21 protein-coding genes and 1 riboswitch are annotated in these 19,624 nt (G+C 38.1%); of the genes, 12 read left to right on the top strand and 9 right to left on the bottom strand.

The features are described 5' to 3' along the window. Positions 1-291: 291 nt before the first annotated feature. The 5 genes from ACO1DI_RS27055 to ACO1DI_RS27035 all read left to right on the top strand — a co-directional run bounded on the left by ACO1DI_RS27055 (position 292) and on the right by ACO1DI_RS27035 (position 5,145). Complete coding sequence (locus ACO1DI_RS27055; protein WP_014459504.1) at positions 292-1,263, top strand: DHH family phosphoesterase; 972 nt, start codon at positions 292-294, stop codon at positions 1,261-1,263. Between the two features lie 21 nt (positions 1,264-1,284). Further along, the gene (locus ACO1DI_RS27050; protein WP_115654246.1) at positions 1,285-2,034 is read left to right on the top strand and encodes a glucose 1-dehydrogenase; all 750 of its coding nucleotides are present in this window, start codon (positions 1,285-1,287) and stop codon (positions 2,032-2,034) included. Positions 2,035-2,171: 137 nt separating this feature from the next. Then, complete coding sequence (locus ACO1DI_RS27045) at positions 2,172-2,321, top strand: hypothetical protein (RefSeq protein ID WP_157774334.1); 150 nt, start codon at positions 2,172-2,174, stop codon at positions 2,319-2,321. Positions 2,322-2,502: 181 nt separating this feature from the next. After that, positions 2,503-3,150, top strand: coding sequence for a nitroreductase family protein (locus tag ACO1DI_RS27040; RefSeq protein ID WP_099000308.1), 648 nt, complete (start codon positions 2,503-2,505; stop codon positions 3,148-3,150). 423 nt (positions 3,151-3,573) lie between these two features. Then, positions 3,574-5,145, top strand: coding sequence for an APC family permease (locus ACO1DI_RS27035; protein WP_014459507.1), 1,572 nt, complete (start codon positions 3,574-3,576; stop codon positions 5,143-5,145). A gap of 58 nt (positions 5,146-5,203) precedes the next feature. On the opposite strand, the gene ACO1DI_RS27030 is transcribed toward ACO1DI_RS27035, so the two are convergent. Next, a complete protein-coding gene (locus ACO1DI_RS27030) occupies positions 5,204-5,767 on the bottom strand; it encodes a YdcF family protein (RefSeq protein ID WP_140451427.1) in 564 nt (187 codons plus the stop codon). 147 nt (positions 5,768-5,914) lie between these two features. After that, a riboswitch (cobalamin riboswitch) is annotated at positions 5,915-6,094 on the top strand. Positions 6,095-6,186: 92 nt separating this feature from the next. On the opposite strand from ACO1DI_RS27030, the gene ACO1DI_RS27025 reads away from it, so the two are divergent. The 3 genes from ACO1DI_RS27025 to ACO1DI_RS27015 all read left to right on the top strand — a co-directional run bounded on the left by ACO1DI_RS27025 (position 6,187) and on the right by ACO1DI_RS27015 (position 10,257). Beyond that, on the top strand, positions 6,187-7,713 hold the full coding sequence (locus ACO1DI_RS27025) for a cobyric acid synthase (RefSeq protein WP_014459509.1): 1,527 nt from the start codon (positions 6,187-6,189) through the stop codon (positions 7,711-7,713). Between the two features lie 205 nt (positions 7,714-7,918). Next, positions 7,919-8,977: a FecCD family ABC transporter permease gene (locus tag ACO1DI_RS27020; protein WP_115654245.1), complete on the top strand. Its 1,059-nt coding sequence runs from the start codon at positions 7,919-7,921 to the stop codon at positions 8,975-8,977. After that, positions 8,974-10,257: an ABC transporter ATP-binding protein gene (locus tag ACO1DI_RS27015; RefSeq protein ID WP_226555315.1), complete on the top strand. Its 1,284-nt coding sequence runs from the start codon at positions 8,974-8,976 to the stop codon at positions 10,255-10,257. Before ACO1DI_RS27020 ends, ACO1DI_RS27015 begins: the two co-directional genes overlap by 4 nt. A 17-nt stretch (positions 10,258-10,274) precedes the next feature. Here the strand turns inward: ACO1DI_RS27015 and ACO1DI_RS27010 are convergent, their stop codons facing one another. The 7 genes from ACO1DI_RS27010 to ACO1DI_RS26980 all read right to left on the bottom strand — a co-directional run bounded on the left by ACO1DI_RS27010 (position 10,275) and on the right by ACO1DI_RS26980 (position 15,037). Next, entirely contained in the window at positions 10,275-11,096 is an 822-nt protein-coding gene (locus ACO1DI_RS27010; RefSeq protein WP_115654244.1) for a hypothetical protein, read from the bottom strand. Positions 11,097-11,140: 44 nt separating this feature from the next. Beyond that, positions 11,141-11,566 (bottom strand): Hsp20/alpha crystallin family protein, encoded by a 426-nt coding sequence (locus ACO1DI_RS27005; RefSeq protein ID WP_025751247.1) that lies wholly within the window; start codon positions 11,564-11,566, stop codon positions 11,141-11,143. Positions 11,567-11,656: 90 nt separating this feature from the next. Beyond that, a complete protein-coding gene (locus tag ACO1DI_RS27000; RefSeq protein ID WP_014459514.1) occupies positions 11,657-12,160 on the bottom strand; it encodes an Hsp20/alpha crystallin family protein in 504 nt (167 codons plus the stop codon). 51 nt (positions 12,161-12,211) lie between these two features. Continuing rightward, positions 12,212-12,454: a spore germination protein gene (locus ACO1DI_RS26995; protein ID WP_013057626.1), complete on the bottom strand. Its 243-nt coding sequence runs from the start codon at positions 12,452-12,454 to the stop codon at positions 12,212-12,214. A gap of 107 nt (positions 12,455-12,561) precedes the next feature. Next, on the bottom strand, positions 12,562-12,804 hold the full coding sequence (locus ACO1DI_RS26990) for a spore germination protein (RefSeq protein WP_013057625.1): 243 nt from the start codon (positions 12,802-12,804) through the stop codon (positions 12,562-12,564). A gap of 143 nt (positions 12,805-12,947) precedes the next feature. Continuing rightward, positions 12,948-13,727: an STAS domain-containing protein gene (locus ACO1DI_RS26985; RefSeq protein ID WP_014459515.1), complete on the bottom strand. Its 780-nt coding sequence runs from the start codon at positions 13,725-13,727 to the stop codon at positions 12,948-12,950. Between the two features lie 182 nt (positions 13,728-13,909). Next, positions 13,910-15,037, bottom strand: coding sequence for a TcaA 3rd/4th domain-containing protein (locus ACO1DI_RS26980; protein WP_423145765.1), 1,128 nt, complete (start codon positions 15,035-15,037; stop codon positions 13,910-13,912). A gap of 276 nt (positions 15,038-15,313) precedes the next feature. Here ACO1DI_RS26980 and ACO1DI_RS26975 point away from each other — a divergent pair, with 276 nt between their 5' ends. The 3 genes from ACO1DI_RS26975 (at position 15,314) to ACO1DI_RS26965 (ending at position 18,052) form a co-directional block, all read left to right on the top strand. Further along, positions 15,314-16,459 carry an acyl-CoA dehydrogenase family protein gene (locus tag ACO1DI_RS26975; protein WP_014459517.1) on the top strand — a complete coding sequence of 382 codons (1,146 nt, stop codon included), beginning with the start codon at positions 15,314-15,316 and terminating at the stop codon, positions 16,457-16,459. Between the two features lie 90 nt (positions 16,460-16,549). After that, positions 16,550-17,104 (top strand): GrpB family protein, encoded by a 555-nt coding sequence (locus tag ACO1DI_RS26970; protein WP_042992064.1) that lies wholly within the window; start codon positions 16,550-16,552, stop codon positions 17,102-17,104. A 15-nt stretch (positions 17,105-17,119) separates the two neighbouring features. Beyond that, complete coding sequence (locus tag ACO1DI_RS26965; RefSeq protein WP_014459519.1) at positions 17,120-18,052, top strand: alpha/beta hydrolase; 933 nt, start codon at positions 17,120-17,122, stop codon at positions 18,050-18,052. Between the two features lie 122 nt (positions 18,053-18,174). Here the strand turns inward: ACO1DI_RS26965 and ACO1DI_RS26960 are convergent, their stop codons facing one another. Beyond that, positions 18,175-18,327, bottom strand: a complete 153-nt coding sequence (locus ACO1DI_RS26960; RefSeq protein ID WP_014459520.1) for a YflJ family protein — start codon at positions 18,325-18,327, stop codon at positions 18,175-18,177. Between the two features lie 150 nt (positions 18,328-18,477). Here ACO1DI_RS26960 and ACO1DI_RS26955 point away from each other — a divergent pair, with 150 nt between their 5' ends. Beyond that, positions 18,478-19,341: an alpha/beta fold hydrolase gene (locus tag ACO1DI_RS26955; RefSeq protein ID WP_226701351.1), complete on the top strand. Its 864-nt coding sequence runs from the start codon at positions 18,478-18,480 to the stop codon at positions 19,339-19,341. The last annotated feature ends 283 nt before the right edge of the window (positions 19,342-19,624 follow it).

Genomic DNA, 19,624 nt, shown 5'->3' with positions numbered 1-19,624 from the left:
TCGAGATTCTTGATGAAGAATCACATTCGTTCGGATTTTTTCATTGGTATGGGTGAGCGTAGGTTTTTCATGTGTGTAGTTGCTTCTAGCCGTTGATTGAATCGATGTAGTTATATGTCTCACTCTCTTTTGATACAGGCAAGTCTAAGTCTAAACGTTTACTTCGCTTTTGTTTATTGCGAATATATTCCTTCTCTTCAAAGTAAATGACAGCATTTTTATGCTGAAATTGCTATAATATACAAGCCGGTACATATACTAAGGCGACTGAAAATAAAGGAGTTTTGATTAATGACAAAAATAAAATTAATTTCACATAACGATTTAGACGGGGTAAGTCCAGCACTATTGGGTCGGTTAGCGTTTGGCGACGACAACTTTGATTACAGCACGGTAAGCATTGGCCGCATCAATGATACAGTGACGCATTTTATTGAAGAAGAAAACGATGGAGACACAGCTTTATACATAACGGATATTAGCGTAAATGAGGAAGTAGCAGAAAAATTAAATGAACTGGTAAAAAAAGGCCAGCAAATCACTCTTATTGACCATCATATCTCTGCTCTTCCACTAGCTGAGAAATACGATTGGGTTCATGTTATTGCAGAAGATGAAAACGGTAAAAAGACCGCAGCTACATCTCTTTTCTATGACTACTTAGTGCGCCACAACATGCTCCAAAAAACGGTGTTGCTTGATGAGTACGTAGAACTTGTGCGTTTATTTGATACGTGGGACTGGTTCCATGAAAATAACTTGAAAGCAAAGCGCCTTAATCACCTATATTATCTAATCCCGCATGAGGAATTTAAAGAAACCATTCTAGAAACGCTTCGTGAATCTTATCATTCTGAAAATCAAGAATTTACGTTTACGGACAAACACGAAATTTTACTAGAAGCAGAAGAAAAAAAGATTGAAAAATATATTTATGACAAACAAAAACAAATCATAAAAGAAAGTGTTGAAATTGATAAAACAGCGTACAACGCAGGGATTGTATTTGCAGATACATATCAGTCTGAGTTAGGAAATGCACTGTGTCTAGAAAACGAAGATATCGACTTTTCCGTTATGGTGGACATGGGACGGCAAAAGATTGGGTTCCGTGCAGTAAAAGACGAAATCAACTTAGCAGAAATTGTTGGGCACCTTGGAGGAGGAGGTCACCCAAAAGCTTCTGGATGCAAGTTAACGGCTGAAACGTTTGCTCTTTTCGTCACGGATCACTTGTTTAAAGACGAAGAAAAAAGTGAATAAAGCGTATAAGGAGGAGATGATATGTCGTTTAAAGATTTAGTTGTTGTTGTTACTGGAGCTGCGAACGGAATAGGTAAAGATGTATCCCGCGCATACGCGAAACAAGGAGCAAAAGTGGTATTGGCAGATGTGGACGAAACCGAAGGAGAGCGTCACGCAGAAGCTATTCAAAGACAAGGCGGAGAAGCCATTTTTGTGAAAACAGACGTCCGAAAAGAAGACGACATTTTAAATCTCGTTGAGAAAACGGTCAGTACGTATGGAACGATACATATTTTGATTAATAATGCAGGCGTTTCCCGCTGGAAATCACCGTATGAGCTAACCATTGATGAATGGGATGACATTATCAATACGAACTTGCGCAGCGTGTTTCTATGCTCTCGCGAAGCAGCTAAGGTGATGAGAAAAAACGAAAGCGGAGGCTCCATTGTAAACTTAGCTTCTACGAGAGCTACAATGTCTGAACCTCATACAGAAGCCTATGCGGCTACAAAAGGAGGAATCGTTGCTTTAACTCATGCACTTGCCATTTCACTTGGTGATGACAGCATCACAGTAAATGCTATTTCTCCAGGATGGATTGAGACATCTGATTACGATGGCCTTCGTGAAATCGATCATACGCAGCATCCGTCTAATCGGGTGGGGACGCCAGCCGATATCTCAAGAGCGTGTATGTACTTAACAAACGTTGAAAATGATTTTGTCACAGGAGCTAACCTCGTAGTAGACGGGGGAATGACGCGAAAGATGATTTATGAACATTAAGCATCTATAAAAAAAAGGCTAAGACAAAAGTATTTTAGACGAAGTGAAAAAATGAACCATTGATCAAATTTTTGATTAGTGGTTCATTTTTTTGTTACGGTAAACGTAGGTTTCACCTGTTTCGTTCCTTCTAGCAGTTGATTGAAGGGCACGACGAAGACTCCGGCGGAAAAAGCGGTTCAGCTCATATATCCCATTTGTTCATTTTAGATTGGATTCATTTCGTTATGTCTCAACCTCTTTTGATAATCAACAGAAGAAATAATAATTTTTCTGTTGACAGATAATAATAATCATTGTAAAGTAAGTTACATAAAGTAATTAAATTTCAATTAATATTTTTTTAGTTTAATATCTCGAATTAGAGATATAAGAATTCATTATATCTTGTTTATCTCCTTTTATCAGGGGGAAGGGTATAAACATGCAATTTAAGCTTAAAAAAACAAACAATTAGGAGTGTTGAAAATGGGTTTTTTAGATAAATTATTTGATAAATCAAGTGATCAACAACAGGTTGGAAAAGATTTTTATGAAGCAATTAAAAACCGACGTTCTATTTATGCAATTGATAAAAATGTAAAAATATCAGAAGAAAAAATTGAAGAAATTATTAATTTTTCGGTAAAACATACTCCTTCATCATTTAATTCTCAAAGCGCACGTGTAGTTGTTTTATTTGGTGAACAGCATGATAAAGTATGGGATATTACGAGAGAAACGCTTCGTAAAATTGTTCCAGCTGAAAATTTTTCAGATACGGATCAAAAAATGAACTTATTCGGAAGCGGCTATGGAACAGTTCTTTTCTTTGAAGATCAAGAAGTAATTGAAGGATTGCAAAAGCAGTTCGCATCTTATAGCGAAAACTTCCCGGTTTGGTCTAACCAATCATCAGGCATGCTGCAGCATGTGATCTGGACAGCACTTGAGCTAGAAGGCCTAGGAGCAACTTTACAACATTACAATCCATTGATTGACGATGAAGTAAAAGCAACTTGGAATATTCCAAGCTCATGGAAATTAATTGCTCAAATGCCATTTGGTAATCCTGTGTCACCTGCGGGAGAAAAAGAATTTCAACCGCTAACTGAACGTGTAAAAGTATTTAAATAAGCAAAAAAAGGCATGGACAAAATTATTTTATTTGAAGCAAGATCCGAACGATTCATCGTTCGGGTTTTTTTATTGGTATGGCAAGCGTAGGTTTTGCGTATGTAGCTGCTTCTAGCGGTTGATTTCGTTATGTCTCAGACCCTTTTTTAAAATAAATAGTTTGAATATTCTTTTATGTTTAATCTAAGAAAAATGCGGTTAAATAGGAGGGGTAGTCCTCAAATCTTCGGTGGAATTAATGCGCTATACATAAGCAATTCAATGATGTTTTGTAAAAAAATAAAGTTTTTAACTTGGTTTTTTAGAGAATATTTGTTAACATATCCACTTGTGAGGTCTTAGTAAGAGGAGGATGATGTAAAGAATCCCATATCGGACGCAAGGGCGTAGATATGTGGAGTGGGAATTTTAAAGGAGGATTTTATGTCTGATCAAGGAAATCAAGGAAAATTTAAAAAATCAATATCGTTACTTGACCTAACGTTAATTGGGATGGGAGCTATTTTTGGTTCCGCCTGGTTATTTGCGGTTAGTAACGTGGCGTCAAAGGCTGGTCCAGCCGGAAGTTTTTCGTGGCTGATTGGCGGAGTCATTATTTTACTTATCGGCTTAGTGTATGCTGAACTTGGAGCAGCGCTGCCGCGTACCGGTGGAATTATCCGTTATCCGGTTTATTCACATGGTCATTTAGTAGGTTACTTAATTTCATTCATTACCATTATTGCTTATACAAGTTTAATTGCCATTGAGGTAACAGCTGTACGTCAGTATGTTGCTGTATGGATTCCTGGTCTAACTAAACATGGTTCTGAATCGCCTACAACGATTGGATGGCTATTCCAGTTCGCGTTATTAACACTATTTTTCATTATTAACTACGTAAGTGTAAAAGCATTTGCTAAGTCAAATGTCATTATATCTGTGTTTAAATATGCGGTTCCTCTTACAATTATCGTCGTGTTAGCTTATCACTTCAAATCAGCTAACTTTACAACTGGCGATTTTGCTCCGTTTGGTTTTAATGGTATTCAAGCAGCCATTTCAACAGGTGGCGTTATGTTTGCTTACTTAGGACTTCACCCTATTGTTTCGGTAGCCAGTGAAGTTAAAAATCCGCAGCGTAATATTCCAATCGCGCTAATTATCTGTATTGTACTTTCAGCGATTATTTACACAGCACTGCAAGTATTGTTCATCGGTAACATCCCGGCTGATATGCTATCAGGAGGATGGGGAACAATTCAAGAGCAATTCTCTTTACCATTTAAAGATATTGCACTTATTTTAGGCCTTGGCTGGTTAGTAACGCTTGTTATTTTTGATGCTATTTTATCACCAGGCGGTAACGGAAACATCTTTATGAATACAACTTCTCGTCTAGTTTATGCTTGGTCTCGTAATGGAACACTATTTAAACGTTTCTCAAAAGTAGATAAGAAAACAGGAATTCCACGTGCGTCACTATGGCTATCATTTGGAATGTCCGTATTCTGGACACTGCCATTTCCTTCTTGGGAAGCGCTAGTAAACGTATGTTCAGTAGCACTTATTCTGTCTTATGCTATCGCACCAATTTCAGCTGCAGCATTCAGAGTAAATGCAAAAGATCTTAAAAAACCTTTCAAATTAAAAGGCATGAGCATTATTGCTCCTGTTTCATTTATCTTCTGTTCATACATCGTATACTGGTCAGGATGGACAACAATTTCTTGGCTGCTAGGATCACAGCTTCTAATGGTTGTTATCTACGTAGCGTTTAAGAAATACGTACCAACTGACGTTGTGAAATTTGCACAGCAGCTTAAATCTGCTTGGTGGCTAGTTGCTTATTATATTATTATGCTTGTTATCTCTTATCTAGGTTCATTTGGCGGAGGACAAGGTGTGCTAAGCAACCCACTTGACTTAATTTTAATTGCTCTTGTTTCACTCGGTATTTTCTACTGGGCGAAATACACAGGTTTACCAAAAGCAGTTATCGATACAGATGATTAATAAAAAACACGGCATGAATTCATGCCGTGTTTTTCGTTTGTATAGGCGTGTACTCTATTTATTTATCAAACAGCCATGTTTTTAATATAGCAGCATACTCACGAAAGTAGGCTTGAAGTTTAATTGAATTTGGTGTCTTTGCGCCTAAAGGATAAACATCAAAACCTTGGCGCTTGGCAATAATAGAAGCGCGAAACAGATGAAAATCACTGCTAACAAGCACGACTCGTTTATCTTGAATATCAACTTTCTTTTTGGTGAAAATAAAATTCTCAAAAGTAGAAGTTGACTGATCTTCTTTTATAATGCGATTCTTTTTAATTCCTGCTTTTCGTAGAAAACGGTAGGCTGCCTCTGCTTCAGAAATTTCTTCATCAGATCCTTTTCCACCCGTTACGATAACTTTTGTTTGTTTATGAGTCTTTAAATAAGATAAAGCTGTTTTTGCTCGCTCTTTTAAACTAGGAGACATTTGATCACCATCTACTTTAGAACCTAAAACGAGGACATAATCTGCGTTTTGTGGAACAGACTTGTGGGCAGTTTGATACATACAAAAAGATATAATTACTATATAAAGAACAAGCGAACCAATAAAGGTATAAATCATTTTTTTCTTCAACTGTGAGCACCTTCCTAGCTATTTCATAAGATGTTTGGAAAATAATTGTTATTATAGCATACGAGACCCAAATAAGTATAAACACAGTAATATATAATAATAGAAGAAAATCGTTATTGTGAATGGTTATAAAATTCGTTACAATAAAGAATAAATGATTTTAAAAGTGCCTCTAAGGAGGATAATAGGGAAATCGGTGAGAATCCGGTGCAGCCCCCGCTACTGTAAATGTGGATGAACCTGCAAAGACCCACTAGTCAAACTAGGAAGGGTGCAGAAGTAAAATGAAGCATAAGCCAGGAGACCTGCTTTTAAAAACCCCTTATTTTTCGGTGGGAGAAATAAGTCAAGACAATGTGTTAATGAGCGCATGACCAAACCTTGACTTTTACAGTTAAGGTTTTTTTATGTGGTAGGGAGTGGATAAAGTGAAAAAAGGAAAACCTCTTATGATTCAAGGAACGCACTCAGACGCTGGAAAAAGCATGATTGCTACAGCATTTTGCCGTATTTTTAAAGAAGACGGCTATCAAACTGCACCGTTTAAATCGCAAAACATGGCGCTCAATTCATACATTACAATGGATGGAAAAGAAATTGGCAGAGCGCAGGGAATTCAAGCAGAAGCTGCTGGAGTAGAAGCAACAACTAATATGAACCCTATTTTAATTAAACCAACTCGTGATCATGAATCTCAAATTGTCGTTCATGGAAAGCCGCTTCGTAATATGTTTGCTTTTCAGTATCGGCAAGAATTTTTTAATGAAGGTTTGAACGTTATCACTGAGTCTTATAAAGAGCTTGCCAGTCATTATGATCGAATTGTGATTGAAGGTGCTGGAAGTCCTGCTGAAGTCAATTTGAACGATCGGGAACTGGTAAATATGCGCGTAGCAAAGATAGCCCAAGCGCCTGTTGTGTTAGTAGGAGATATTGATAAAGGTGGAGTTTTTGCGAGCCTAGTAGGAACTCTTCAATTGCTTCCAGCTGAGCACAAGCCCAGAGTTGTCGGGGTGTTAATCAATAAATTCCGAGGAGATTTAGAACTGTTAAAACCGGGGCTAAAGTGGTTTGAAGAATACACGGGCGTTCCGGTCCTAGGCGTTATTCCTTATATGCACGACGTGGAAATTGACGCAGAAGATTCATTATCCCTCAGAAATTACTCAACCCTTGTGAATCCGTTAAAAGAAATTGATATTGCGGTTATTTCGTACCCACGCATCTCAAATTTTACAGACATCGATCCTTTAAGCTTAGAAGAAGACTGTCATGTGAGGCTTGTAACCAAGCCATCACAACTAGGTACGCCTGATTTAATTGTTTTACCAGGAAGCAAAAATACGATTGAAGATGCGCAGTTTTTACAAGAAAGCGGGCTGGCTCTAGCCATTAATCAAGTCTTGAACGCAACGAACGCTCACGTTATTGGCATCTGCGGGGGATATCAAATGTTAGGCGAGACGATTACGGACCCCGATGCAGTAGAGTCCCGGATTGAATCTATTAAAGGGCTGGGTTTGCTTCCAGTGGAAACCGTTATGACAACCAGCAAAAAAACAGAAAGAGTTTCTGGATATGTTCAGTTAGAGAGTGAGAAGGTTTCGATTGAAGGCTATGAAATTCATATGGGAAAGACGGTTTCTAAAAGCATGACGGAAGCCTTTGCGGTGGTAGATGATCAAAAAGAAGGAACGGTTAAAGAAAACATCATTGGCACGTATGTTCATGATGTGTTTCATAACGATGCTTTGCGCAGAGCTTTGCTTAATCAAATTCGCAAACATAAAAAATTGCCACCTATTACGGATACATTCAACAGCCGTCTGCAAAAAGAGGAGTCTTTTTCAAAAGCAGCAGCATATGTGAGAGAAGCTGTAGATATGGAAAAGCTGTATCATTTAATAGACAACTATAAAAGCCCGGAGCAAGCACAAAAAGTATAGCTTGTAGAGGCTTTCGCTTGTTTTTTTACCGAGAACTTTAGTACGCTGTGCTACGTTGCCTAGTTCAACAGTCTAGCACTCGCAACAAATAAAAGATAATTGTTTCCCACTCTATATAGGGTGGAAACATGGTTTATGGACAGGAAAATGAATGGTTAATGTAATGTAAAACATCATGCCTCGTTTCCTAGAGGAGCTGAAAGTATTGATTTTTAAACGTATTTTTTTAAACAAAGCATCTATCTTATACATAGTTAGTTTATTTATTGTATGTGTTTCGGTGATTATGGGCGTATTTATTGGTACAGTTTCGTTAACCGTAGGAGATACAATTAAAATTATTATTGGTCACCTTACCGGACTATCCTTATACCATGGTCCAGAGAACATGGATTTAATCATATGGCAAATTCGATTTCCAAGAGTACTGGTGGCATTTTTAGTAGGAGCGTCGCTTTCAATAGCAGGGGCTGCCTTTCAAGGGCTATTAAGAAACTCTCTTGCCGATCCTTACACGATCGGAGTTTCCTCAGGTGCGACCCTTGGCTCTGTCATGGCAATTTATTTTCATTGGAGTATTTTTGGTTTATCTATCTTCACGCTGCCTGTAGTCGGTATTGTATCTGGATTTATTACTCTTCTTTTAGTTTTTGGTATTACAAAGCTCGCAAGCGGCAATTTGGCCAATGAAACCATCATCTTAGCGGGGATTATTTTATCATCCTTTATGAGCGCGCTTATTTCATTAATTGTGGCTCTGTCTCCTGAAGAAGATGTAAGGCAGGTTTTATATTGGCTAATGGGAAGCGTATCAATGAGAGGATGGTCGCATATTCAAATTTTAGGGCCGTTCTTTTTAGCCGGTACGATTATGCTGCTGTTACATGTAAAAGAGCTGAACGGTTTAGCATTTGGCGATCAATCCGCTCAGTTTATGGGAATAGACGTAAAGAAGAAAAAAAGAATGATTTTAATAGGAGCATCCGTATTAACAGGGGCTGCGGTATCAGTATCTGGGGCAATTGGATTTGTTGGCTTAGTTATCCCCCACGTAGTGCGTCTCGTAGCGGGAGCTAACCATAAGCATGTACTACCGCTTTCTATTTTAATCGGAGGAAGTTATTTGGTTTTAGCCGATTTATTGGCACGAACGATATTAGAACCTCGTGAACTGCCGATTGGAGTCGTAACCGCCTTAATTGGTTCGCCAATTTTTACGCTGCTGCTTGTAAAAGAACGTATGCGGAAAAGAGGAATATCATGATTGAACTATATAATGTGACGGGAGGATACGATAAACAGAAACCGACCGTTCGTGACATCACGTTCACCGTAGACAAAGGTTCTTTTGTTGCTTTACTAGGACCAAATGGAAGCGGAAAAACAACGCTTATTCGCTTAATTATGAATGTATTAACCACTCAATCAGGAGAAGTGAAGGTAGAAGGGAAGTCAGTGAAGGCTTATTCACCAAAACAACTGGCGCAAAAAGTTGCAGTCATGACGCAAGAAAATCAAATTGGATTAGAATTTACGGTTCAAGAAATTGTTTCACTGGGACGTTATCCTTATCAGGCGAAAGGTTTGTTTAGCACTGTATCAGCACAGGATGAAGAAGTGGTAGAAAGCGTGATGAAATTAACAAACGTCTGGCACTATCGAAATCATACCTTTCAATCGCTGAGCGGTGGAGAAAAACAGCGGGTTTTACTTGCTAAAGCACTGGCGCAAGAACCTGACTACTTACTTCTTGATGAACCAACAAATCACTTAGATGTGAAACATACGATGGAACTGCTTCAGCTGTTAAAAACTTTACAGCAGGAAATGAGCTTAACGGTCCTGGCTATTTTGCATGATCTCAACATCGCCTCGCTGTTTGCAGATGATGCCGTGTTATTGAAAGATGGAAAAGTAGAAGAAACGGGGATGGATGCCATTTTTCATGATGCAGCTACGTTAAAAAGAGTATATGGCGTTGATTTGCATGTATTTCACCATCCTGCTGTGAACAAGCGGCAAGTTGCTTTTGTGCCGCCGCATCAATATCCCGAAACGGACTTCCATGAATTGTACCAGTTACAAAAGGAACCCGGCCTGTTGTCTTTATCATTTGTGCGTCCTCTGAGAACTCTTTCGCTTGGTTCAAACGAAACGGGTCTAGACTGGTGTCAAGAAATTGTTCAACAGCAAAGCAGTGCTAACGCGGCGTGGAAATCTTCGTCTTTATCTAGTCATGAAGTTCACTTAAAAGACGATAAAGGTTACTCATGGCTGGCTGTGCTGACATATGGACAAAAAGAAAACGAAGTAAATATTGTTCTACTAACAAATGCACAGCTTTCGGACGCGAACTTACTTCATGCTGCGATGAAGGTAATTGAGTACCGGGCTTTCTTAGGAAAAACAGGACGTATTGTTATAGCATCATCTCATCATAAAGAAGAAAATCAAGAAGAAATTTCAGAGTTCTTAATGGAACGCCTTCAGAAAGAATTAAAACTATTTATGGAAACAAAAATGACCGACAATTGCTTTAAATAAGCAGTAGCGGTCATTTTTTATTCTTCGGAGTGATCATCAGGTTTTTCTGTTTCACCTCCTGAACTCATCGTTGTCTCAGTTGTATGTTCATCAATCTTTTTTTCTTTTAGCTTAACAGAAAACAAGTCTTTGACTTCTTCATCTACTTGATCAGAGTCAGCGCTGTAAGTGGTACCGATGTTTAAGTGACCGGTCAAATCTTTAATGCCTAGCTGGCCGAAATTATTACTAAGATCAATTTTGTCTAATAATACTTTTTCGACCATGATTTTTTCAACAACAATGGACTGCTTTGGCTGAGTTACTTCATCAATCTTTTTGTCAAGAGTTTTCATCATCTCATATAAGGCTGTATTGGACGATTCTTCCTTTAACGCAGAGAGCTGATTTTGAATAGCTTCGAAATTAGGAGCTGACTGCATAGCCGATAGTAAATGAGCTGTTTGCTCGTGCAGTTGAGACAGTGATTGAATAAGGTGAGCTGATTCATTTAATTGCTGATGAAGCTCTTCTATTTTAGGGATCGCGTCGGTTAAACGCGTCACTTGATCAATAATTCCCTGCAGGTTCAGCGTTGAATCTGACGAAAGAGCAGGTTTTGTGAATTCAGCTTCTGCAGAGGTCTTAGGCTCCATTTGGCTAGGCAACTGCTTTGGCTGTTGAGGGGGTTTTTTTAGATTAGACTGTTTTTTAGCTTTCATCTTTTCGGGTAATTCTTTCCGCTTTTGATTAGAACGTTGATCTATGGCACTTACTTTTTTGTGAGTTGGAAGGGAAGACGGATTTATTTTACGGACTGTTTCAATTTTAGGCGATTGTTTAAACCACTTAGAAAACATGAAATTCCCTGCCTTTCATGCTACGTATAGTTCTGCACAATAAATTACAAATCAAATTTCACATGCAAAAGACCATCTTTAAATGATGCGTGACACGGCGCCTCCCCTACAGCAGGCGGAAGGATAATTGATCGCTGAAACGTTCCTTCACGTCTTTCTTTGTGAAGAACATTTGCATCCTTCACGGTTAAAAGAGATGAACCGGATATGTGTAAAGTATTTTCGTGCATGGTCAATTCGACGTCTGTTCGTTTAGCACCGGGTATTTCAATCACAACTAACAGCTGATTTGCCCATTCGTATACATCAATTAAAGGATAATCTCGATACTCATTTACAATTTGAGGAGAAGCATCTGCTTCCGTATCATTCTTTTCTTCATGATCATCATCAAAAATCTTTTCCCAAAATTTTGTATGGTTTTCTTCTTGTAACGTTTCTGCCCACTTTTTAAACTTTCCGTGATTCATATTTGTCACCTTCTTTAAAAGAAATAAAACAAGGCCTTTTGCAGCTTTCTATTTTATATGTATGCATGAAAACAGAAAAAAACGTCCACTTTAATCTAAATCGTGGACGTCTATTTGAGACATAGGAATATTAACATGTTTAGGCATCCGGATTTCCAACACTCCGGAACGATATACGGCGCGTGTACCTTTTTTACGAACCGAACAAGGAAGCTGAATTTCTTCTTTGAAGGATTCTTCTCCATCTATTCCTTCAATCGTACACAGATATGGAGTATGATAGACTTTAATGCTTGATACAATATCGCGGTTAGGAATTTTTAACTGCACAATGCATTCATCTAATGTATTGATAACGTTTGAATCAAATCTTCTTAACTGTTGTCCATGACCTTCATTTCCCACATCCTGCTGTTCTTTCATCATGTCTTGGGCTTGCTTAAAGAATTCATTTCCTTGCATAAAATCCGGAAAAGAATGGGACATCGTAGAAGAAATCATTTGCTGAATATATTTATTCATGTCTTTAGATGCCATTCCTTTTGGGATATTTTCCATCATTCCTTTAAAAGGAGACTTTCCAAATGGAAACATATTTACACACCTCCTTGTAATGTGCCAAGTAAAACGACAAAATTGTTAAAGCTAAATTTGATTTCCAATTGGAGCTGAAGGGTTTGCTATTTGATCTTGATCGCTTACATCAGGATCTAACACGCCTGTATTCATTTGAGAGCAAGTAGGAGAGAAGTTACCTAGAGAAAAATTCGCGCCGTTAAATTTTGAGTTCGCCGTGTGACTGTTTTGAATGGTGGAACCAAAATCAATATTTGCGTTTTGCGTGACACCGTTTGTTACGATATTAAAAACGTTAATTTGAAGAGGCATAAAGAGACTCCTTACTGTTTTTATTCATTCTACTCCAACGGCCTATTACGTTTAGAGAGAATGTATTCACCGTTTGTCGTCATGCTGTTGACAAGCATTGCCCTATATCACTGCTGATAACCATTGACATGATCAACGTTTGCAATATCTGTTTGGTCATTTGTATCAGGATCGATATAAATGTTTCGCATTTTCGAGGAAGCAGGTGAGACATCGCCATAAGAAGAGTTCGTACCAGTGGATTTTGAATGGGCCGTGTGACTGTTGTGGAGTGCTTCGCCAATGTTGACAGAACCGTTGCTTGAGATACTGTTGATTTTTAAATTATAAATGTTAATAACACTTGGCATATGCTCTCACCCTTTTCTATGGTTGATTAATGTATCCTATGATGATAAGTGCCTAAACGTTCACAATTCCTCATAACTAAAATCGCCTTTTCCGATTGCAGGAAAAAGCGATTGAGAGAGGATTACTTAATGATATGATGGGCTTATGAAATGGGTGCAATACGATAATTCTTTTTTTCTAAAATGTAAGAGATGCTTTGTTGGACAGTGGAAAATGTCCGCCAATTAAACTGAGAATCTACAAGCGAGAGAGCCATTTTTGAAGAAAGACCAACAATAAGGCAAGTGGTACCAATCAAACGCAAAGCATCGTGGAGCGTGTTAATATAATAACCGTGTTCTTCATCTAACGAATGAAGGGAAGATAAATCAATAAGCAAATAGCGCGCCTGTTCTTTTACAACTGCCTCCAATACCGTTTCAGTTAGCTTCTTTCCACGTTCTATATCCATCTTACCGGTAATGGGCACAGCTAAAACCTCGTCCCATATCTTTAATAAAGGAGTGGACAAATCCTCAATTAACCGTTCTTTTTCAAGCTCTGCTTCGGCTTGATCTGTAAAGTCTAATAGCATAAGTAAGTAGCCATAACGCTCGCCGTCTTTTGTATCAATGGGGTGAGTCACAGCTTCTGCTACGTATTGACTGCCAATCGTTATACGCGTTCTGTAGGTTGTATGAAGAGAGGTGAGTAATTTTTCCGTTTCTTCAGAATTGGAATGAAAGAAGTCCATATGCTTTCCAATTAACTCTTCGACATGAGATAACTGGTAGATTGGGAGTACTGGCTGAAGTGTTTCAATTGCTCTTGCATTCATCCACTGCACACGATAGTCTTTATCCGCAATGATCATGGTTTCTTGAATATTTTCTAAAATCAAATGTCCATTAAGCTTTTGTGGAAGTCGTCCAATTCCATTCATTCTCCATCTCTCCTTATGCGTGTAGTAAGTTTATGTACATCTACTTTATATTTTACAGTGAAAAGAATGAAGAAGGCTATAAGAAATTTAGTAACGTGTATAGGGATCATGGTATGTAAAAAGCGTAGGAGTAAGCACTCGCTTCAATCAAAAAACTCCCCTGTGCAAAAGGGGAGTCCACCTTACTCATATGATTTAATAAAATCAACGTTATATTTTTCAACGCTTGATAGGTAGGAATCTCTAAATGATGAATCAGGCGTATACCATGACTTTTCATAAAAATAGGCTTGAAGATCTTTCGATTTAAATACATACCCATGCCGCGCATAGATTTCATTTCGAGCTAGCCTTAGTTCACTCGAGCTCAAGCTGCTAATATCACTATAGCTTAATTTGTAAGAATCCGAACCAGGAAGAATATAAGGGCTTGAAGTAGCATAAGAGCGCGGCCCAGGCACGATCACTTCTCGTTCTTTTATGACGGTTTTTTCCTTTTCAACGGGTGGCGTTTGTATATTTAACATAATACTTTCCTCACTTTGAATAGTGTAGGGACTGCTTTTGAACGTTGTGCCGTCTTTTTGCACTTCTGCATGAACAGTGACGCTTCCATCCGTGGCAACAGGCCCTATTTGTGATGAGCTATTCACCTGCAGCCCCGTGCTTTTTCCATTTACGAATAAAATAGCGTCATCTCTATTTGATGAGATTGTAACGTAAGCCCCTTTAAATACCACAGATATATTTTCTTCTTTTTGCCGGTGAAAATTTACAGTGGTTTGGTCTGTAAGTTTTCCGTAAGAGCTTTCATAAGAAGCCGTAAGCGGGTAATTCCCAATCATAAAAGGCCCTATTTTTTGCGTTTGATTCTTGGATATCGATTGTTTTGTATCATTGACTGTAACCGTTGCATCCTCTGGCGTGGTGAGGGAGATATAATATGATGACGGCACAACCACGTATTGTTTTTTGAAGAGTAGTGAATGTTTCTGTTCTTTTATTGTAAAGTAGATACTCGATTTATTTTTTAAATCATTTTCAACGTCTCGTAAAATAGAACCATCGGAAGTTGCATCTAAGAGAGCTTGAATAGATGTGTCATTAATAACTATAGTAGACTGCGAAGAGTCTAATAACTCTCTTAACACAGCTGTATCTTTCGATTCTAATGCCTCAATAAAGCGGTCAGCCGTCTTTTCTTCTGAGCCAGAGAAAAAGAAATAAAATACAAAAGTTAAAAGAAGTATAAGCGCAATACCCCCGCCAATATACCAGCTCTTTTTATACTTAGCTGCAGCTGGCGACACGGTGAAAGAAAAGCCGCAGTTATTTCAAAATAATTGGTCTGTGCTTGCACTGGCTCCGCATTTTGGACATTGATTCATTCACACCATTCCTTTCTTTTTATTCCATTAAATGTATGGAACGTGTAGGTAAAACAGACCATTAAATTGGAAAAAGAATAGATTCAACAAGAAAGATAAACACACCAAACATGCACAGAAAAGGTGAGGTATGCTATGATAAGAACTATATATTAATCCGATAGGGACACTCTGTCATATAAAAAGGAGATGAAGCAAATGAGTGTTTCATTTGTAAATAAAAATCAAAAGTCTACGTATGAAAAATTGCTGCCTCTAGTCGAAAAATTTAAGAAACGAGCTTTTAAAATAGATGAAGAAGGTACGTTTCCGTTTGAAAATATTCAAGAGTTAAAAGAAGCGGGCTATACACGTCTTTCTCTCGAAAGCAAATATGGCGGAGATGAATTGCGCCTTTATGATTTTTTATTATTTCAAGAATTAATTGCTCAAGGAGACGCTTCTACAGCTCTTAGTATTGGATGGCATATGGGGATTACAATGGACTTGCGTGAAAAACAGCCTTGGAATCAGCAAATGCTCGATTTTATTTTTAAAGAAATAGAAAAAGGTGCACTTATTAACACCGCCGCTACTGAACCGAAGACAGGAAGTCCTACTCGAGGAGGAAAACCGGAAACGACAGCCGTAAAAACAAAAGAAGGCTGGCGAATCAATGGCCGAAAAACATTCACCACGATGTCTCCAGTGTTAAATTACTTTTTGGTAAAAGCAAGCATTGAAGGTGAAGAAGAGGTCGGCTTGTTTTTAATTCCTCGTGAAACAAGCGGACTTTCAATAGAAGAAACATGGGATATGATTGCAATGCGCGGGACAGGAAGTCACGATCTTGTGCTAGAAAACGTCGATATTAAACACGACTTTCTTGTTGAACGCCTCGGTGGTTTTAAAAAGAATGAGCCAAGCGGCTGGCTGCTTCATATACCAGCTTGCTACATGGGTACAGCCATTGCAGCAAGAGATTATGCTGTCGCATTTGCTACAGAATATTCGCCTAATAGTATTGAAGGAACGATTAGCGAGTTGCCAAATGTGCAGCGTTTAGTAGGGGAAATGGAACTTGAACTTATGCAAGCGCGTCACTTTATGTACAGCGTGGCAAGTAAATGGGATGAGAACAGCGACCGAGCAACATTAGCGGGAGAGTTAGCAGCTGTCAAACACGTGGTGACTAATAGTGCCTGTACGGTCGTCGACAAAGCAATGCGCATTGTCGGGGCGCGAAGCTTACAGCGGAGTAATCCGCTACAGCGTTATTATAGAGATGTGCGTGCCGGGCTTCATAACCCTCCTATGGATGATATGACGATTGTTAATTTAGCGAAGCAGGCGTTTACTAGATAAAACTTAATAACATGTTAAATGATGAAAAACTGCTTATTATAGGCTATTCTATAATAAGCAGTTTTTTCGTTGCAAGAGGAGGAATTGAAGATGAAATCTGTAAGAGAAATTCAGCTGACACCCTATAATATTGCATGGGAAAAGGAATTTACAAAAGAAGCTGCCACCTTAACAACTACAATGTCAGCTCAAGTTTTAGAGGTTCATCATATCGGAAGCACTGCTGTTCCCGGCTTAAGCGCAAAACCGATTATTGATTTACTTATTGAAGTGAAAGATATAAAAAAAGTAGATACATATAATCAGAGGATGGAACAGCTCGGTTACGAAGCGAAAGGTGAAAACGGCATAAAAGGAAGACGATACTTCCAAAAAGGCGGAAATGAAAGAACGCATCATGTTCATATTTATGAAAAAGGCCACCCAGAAATTAATCGGCATCTATGGTTTAGAGATTATCTGCGTACTCACCCTGATGCAGCAAAAGAATACGAAACGTTGAAAATAGAACTAGCGCAGCGCTATCGTTTTGAACCAGAAAAATATGTGGAAAATAAAACGAATTTTATTCATAAAATAGATGGGCTAGCTTTAAAATGGAGAAAGGGAAGCAGCAATAAGAATAGGAAAGATGATCTTAGATAAAAAGGAGGAACGAGCTTGACTCCAGTTCTAAATCGACAGACAAATACAGGCAAAAAGAAAAAAACAATATGGATCAGCCTAATATCCTTTGTTATTCTTTGTTTTGTACTTTGTACGGCAATTTCTCTTTATGTAGGCATAAGCCTGACAAAACTAGATAAAAATCCTGCTGTGAAAAATCCTGGTGATTACGGCATGCACTATAGCAATCAAGTATTTTTGAGCAAAGACGGAATAACCCATTTAAAAGGATGGATGATTAAACCAACGGAACAGCCAAAAGCGACCATTATTATGTCACATGGATACGGAAATAACCGTGAAGCACAAGGAGCTGGCTTTCTGCCGCTGAGTAAAGAGTTTGTAAAAGCGGGATATCGAGTAGTCATGTTTGACTTTAGAGATTCAGGAGACTCAGAAGGAAATCAAACGACGATTGGTGTAAAAGAACAGCTCGATTTATTAGGCGTTATTCAGAAAATGAAAGAAACAACAAAAGAGCCAATTGTGCTCTACGGCATTTCAATGGGAGCAGCCACTTCTTTATTAGCAGCTTCTCAAGATGACGACGTAAAAGCAGTGGTAGCCGATAGTCCTTTTAGTGATTTAACCTCTTATTTAAAAGAAAATCTATCTGTATGGTCTCATTTACCAAACTTTCCGTTTACGCCGCTAACCATTGCTATTCTTCCTGTTATTGCAGATGTAAATCCTGCTGAAGCTAGTCCTATTAAAGCAGTCGAGCATATTTACCCTCGACCAATTTTATTTATACACAGCACAGGAGATACAAAAATTCCTTACACTGAAAGTGAAAAAATGGCTAAAACGCACTCGGATGCTTTTCACTTCTGGAAAACTGATAAAGCAGAACATGTTCAAAATTACCATGTATACAAAAAAGAATATGTAAAGCGCGTATTAACTTTTATTGATCAATCGCTGTAAAAAAATGAAGCTGGGACAAAAATATTTTAGACGAAATGTAAAACGAACCATTGATCAAGACTTTTGATTAGTGGTTCGCTTTTTTGGTGGGACAAACGTAGGTTTCATGTGTGTAAATCTTTCTAGCAGTTGATTTTACCTTGTTCTATAAGCTCAGCATATAAATTACGAAGAATATAGGTTTTGTAACTTTCTAGCTTTCTTCCATCGATTTTAGAGATATTGGCCGCTTTTAACTGTTGAACAAACCAGCCCTTGGAATAGATATAAGCCATCGTTAACCACTCCTTCAAAAAGATCCACTCTAAATAATTAACTATATTCATAAAAAGAGATAAAAAGAAGTGAACGAAGCAAATGAATTGACGTTCATTTTTTACAGCGTTATACTGCTCTACAGCTACTTATAAAGGAGGAAATGAACAATGAGTAAACAGTATATAAATGTAAATGGCGTTAATTTGCACTACATAAGCAAGGGGCAGGGAGAGCTTATGCTATTTCTTCATGGCTTTCCTGACTTTTCGCATATTTGGCGACATCAGATAGAAGAATTTTCTAATGATTTTCACACAGTTGCTTTGGATTTAAGAGGATATAACTTATCTGAAAAGCCAAGCGGACTAGAATCATACGAGATTGATGTATTAGTAGAAGATATTCGCCAAGTGATTGAAGGTTTAGGATATAGCTCCTGCACGCTAGTTGTACACGACTGGGGAGCAGGAATTGGGTGGACATTTGCTTATCGCTACCCGGAATATGTACAAAAATTAATTGCTTTTAACGGTCCGCATCCTTATACATTTATGCGTGAGCTTAGAACAAATAAAAATCAGCAAAAAGCAAGTGAGTATATGAAATGGTTTCAAAAACAAGAAGCACAGGACTATATGGAACGAGACAACTTCTCCGGTTTGCGTAAGCTTGTGATCGACCCAGGTGTAAAAAAAGGATATCTAACAGCTGATGATGTTCAAGCATACAAGAACTCTTGGGAAAATGGCTCTGTGCTGTCAATGCTAAGTTATTACCGCAATTTAAAAATCTTCACGGAAGAAGATCTTCAAAGAAAATCTTTGTTTCCGTTAGAAGAGGAAGTGTTAAACATCCCTGTACAGATTATTTGGGGAAATCAAGATCCTACGTTTATGCCTGAAAACTTAGATGGCATTGAAGAATATGTGCCAAACATATCTGTTCATCGATTGGCTGAAGCATCTCATGCTCCTCAGCATGAAAAGCCTCAAGAAGTAAACGACGTGATGTGGAATTTTTTAAATAAGTAAAGAGAAAAAGAAAGGTTTCCTATAGAAACCTTTCTTTTTCTTTTGAATTTAAAATAATTTTTTAAAAAGTGATCCAACAGAATAAGGTGATCGTTAGGTAAGTATAAAAGGAAGGGATTCTTGAAAAAAGGCGGGTAAAAACTTTTTAAAAAAAGTGATCTAGCTGAACAAAGCGTCCGTTAGATAAGTAGAAAGGGAAGGAATTCTTCAAGAAGATGACATTTTAAAAATTTTTTTAAAAAGAGTGATCCAACGTCACTCAGCAATCGTTTAGTAGATAGAA

Source organism: Priestia sp. 40, from assembly GCF_049368575.1.
Taxonomy (GTDB): Bacteria; Bacillota; Bacilli; order Bacillales; family Bacillaceae_H; genus Priestia; species Priestia zanthoxyli.
The sequence above is the reverse complement of the archived record's forward strand: the minus strand, read 5'-3'. Positions and strand labels throughout refer to the sequence as shown.

Bases quoted from the DNA above. Each gene is read 5' to 3' on its own strand.
- ACO1DI_RS27055 (WP_014459504.1), top strand. From the start codon at position 292: ATGACAAAAATAAAATTAATTTCACATAACGATTTAGACGGGGTAAGT.
- ACO1DI_RS27050 (WP_115654246.1), top strand. From the start codon at position 1,285: ATGTCGTTTAAAGATTTAGTTGTTGTTGTTACTGGAGCTGCGAACGGA.
- ACO1DI_RS27040 (WP_099000308.1), top strand. From the start codon at position 2,503: ATGGGTTTTTTAGATAAATTATTTGATAAATCAAGTGATCAACAACAG.
- ACO1DI_RS27035 (WP_014459507.1), top strand. From the start codon at position 3,574: ATGTCTGATCAAGGAAATCAAGGAAAATTTAAAAAATCAATATCGTTA.
- ACO1DI_RS27015 (WP_226555315.1), top strand. From the start codon at position 8,974: ATGATTGAACTATATAATGTGACGGGAGGATACGATAAACAGAAACCG.
- ACO1DI_RS27010 (WP_115654244.1), bottom strand. From the start codon at position 11,096: ATGTTTTCTAAGTGGTTTAAACAATCGCCTAAAATTGAAACAGTCCGT.
- ACO1DI_RS27005 (WP_025751247.1), bottom strand. From the start codon at position 11,566: ATGAATCACGGAAAGTTTAAAAAGTGGGCAGAAACGTTACAAGAAGAA.
- ACO1DI_RS27000 (WP_014459514.1), bottom strand. From the start codon at position 12,160: ATGTTTCCATTTGGAAAGTCTCCTTTTAAAGGAATGATGGAAAATATC.
- ACO1DI_RS26995 (WP_013057626.1), bottom strand. From the start codon at position 12,454: ATGCCTCTTCAAATTAACGTTTTTAATATCGTAACAAACGGTGTCACG.
- ACO1DI_RS26990 (WP_013057625.1), bottom strand. From the start codon at position 12,804: ATGCCAAGTGTTATTAACATTTATAATTTAAAAATCAACAGTATCTCA.
- ACO1DI_RS26985 (WP_014459515.1), bottom strand. From the start codon at position 13,727: ATGAATGGAATTGGACGACTTCCACAAAAGCTTAATGGACATTTGATT.
- ACO1DI_RS26975 (WP_014459517.1), top strand. From the start codon at position 15,314: ATGAGTGTTTCATTTGTAAATAAAAATCAAAAGTCTACGTATGAAAAA.
- ACO1DI_RS26970 (WP_042992064.1), top strand. From the start codon at position 16,550: ATGAAATCTGTAAGAGAAATTCAGCTGACACCCTATAATATTGCATGG.
- ACO1DI_RS26960 (WP_014459520.1), bottom strand. From the start codon at position 18,327: ATGGCTTATATCTATTCCAAGGGCTGGTTTGTTCAACAGTTAAAAGCG.
- ACO1DI_RS26955 (WP_226701351.1), top strand. From the start codon at position 18,478: ATGAGTAAACAGTATATAAATGTAAATGGCGTTAATTTGCACTACATA.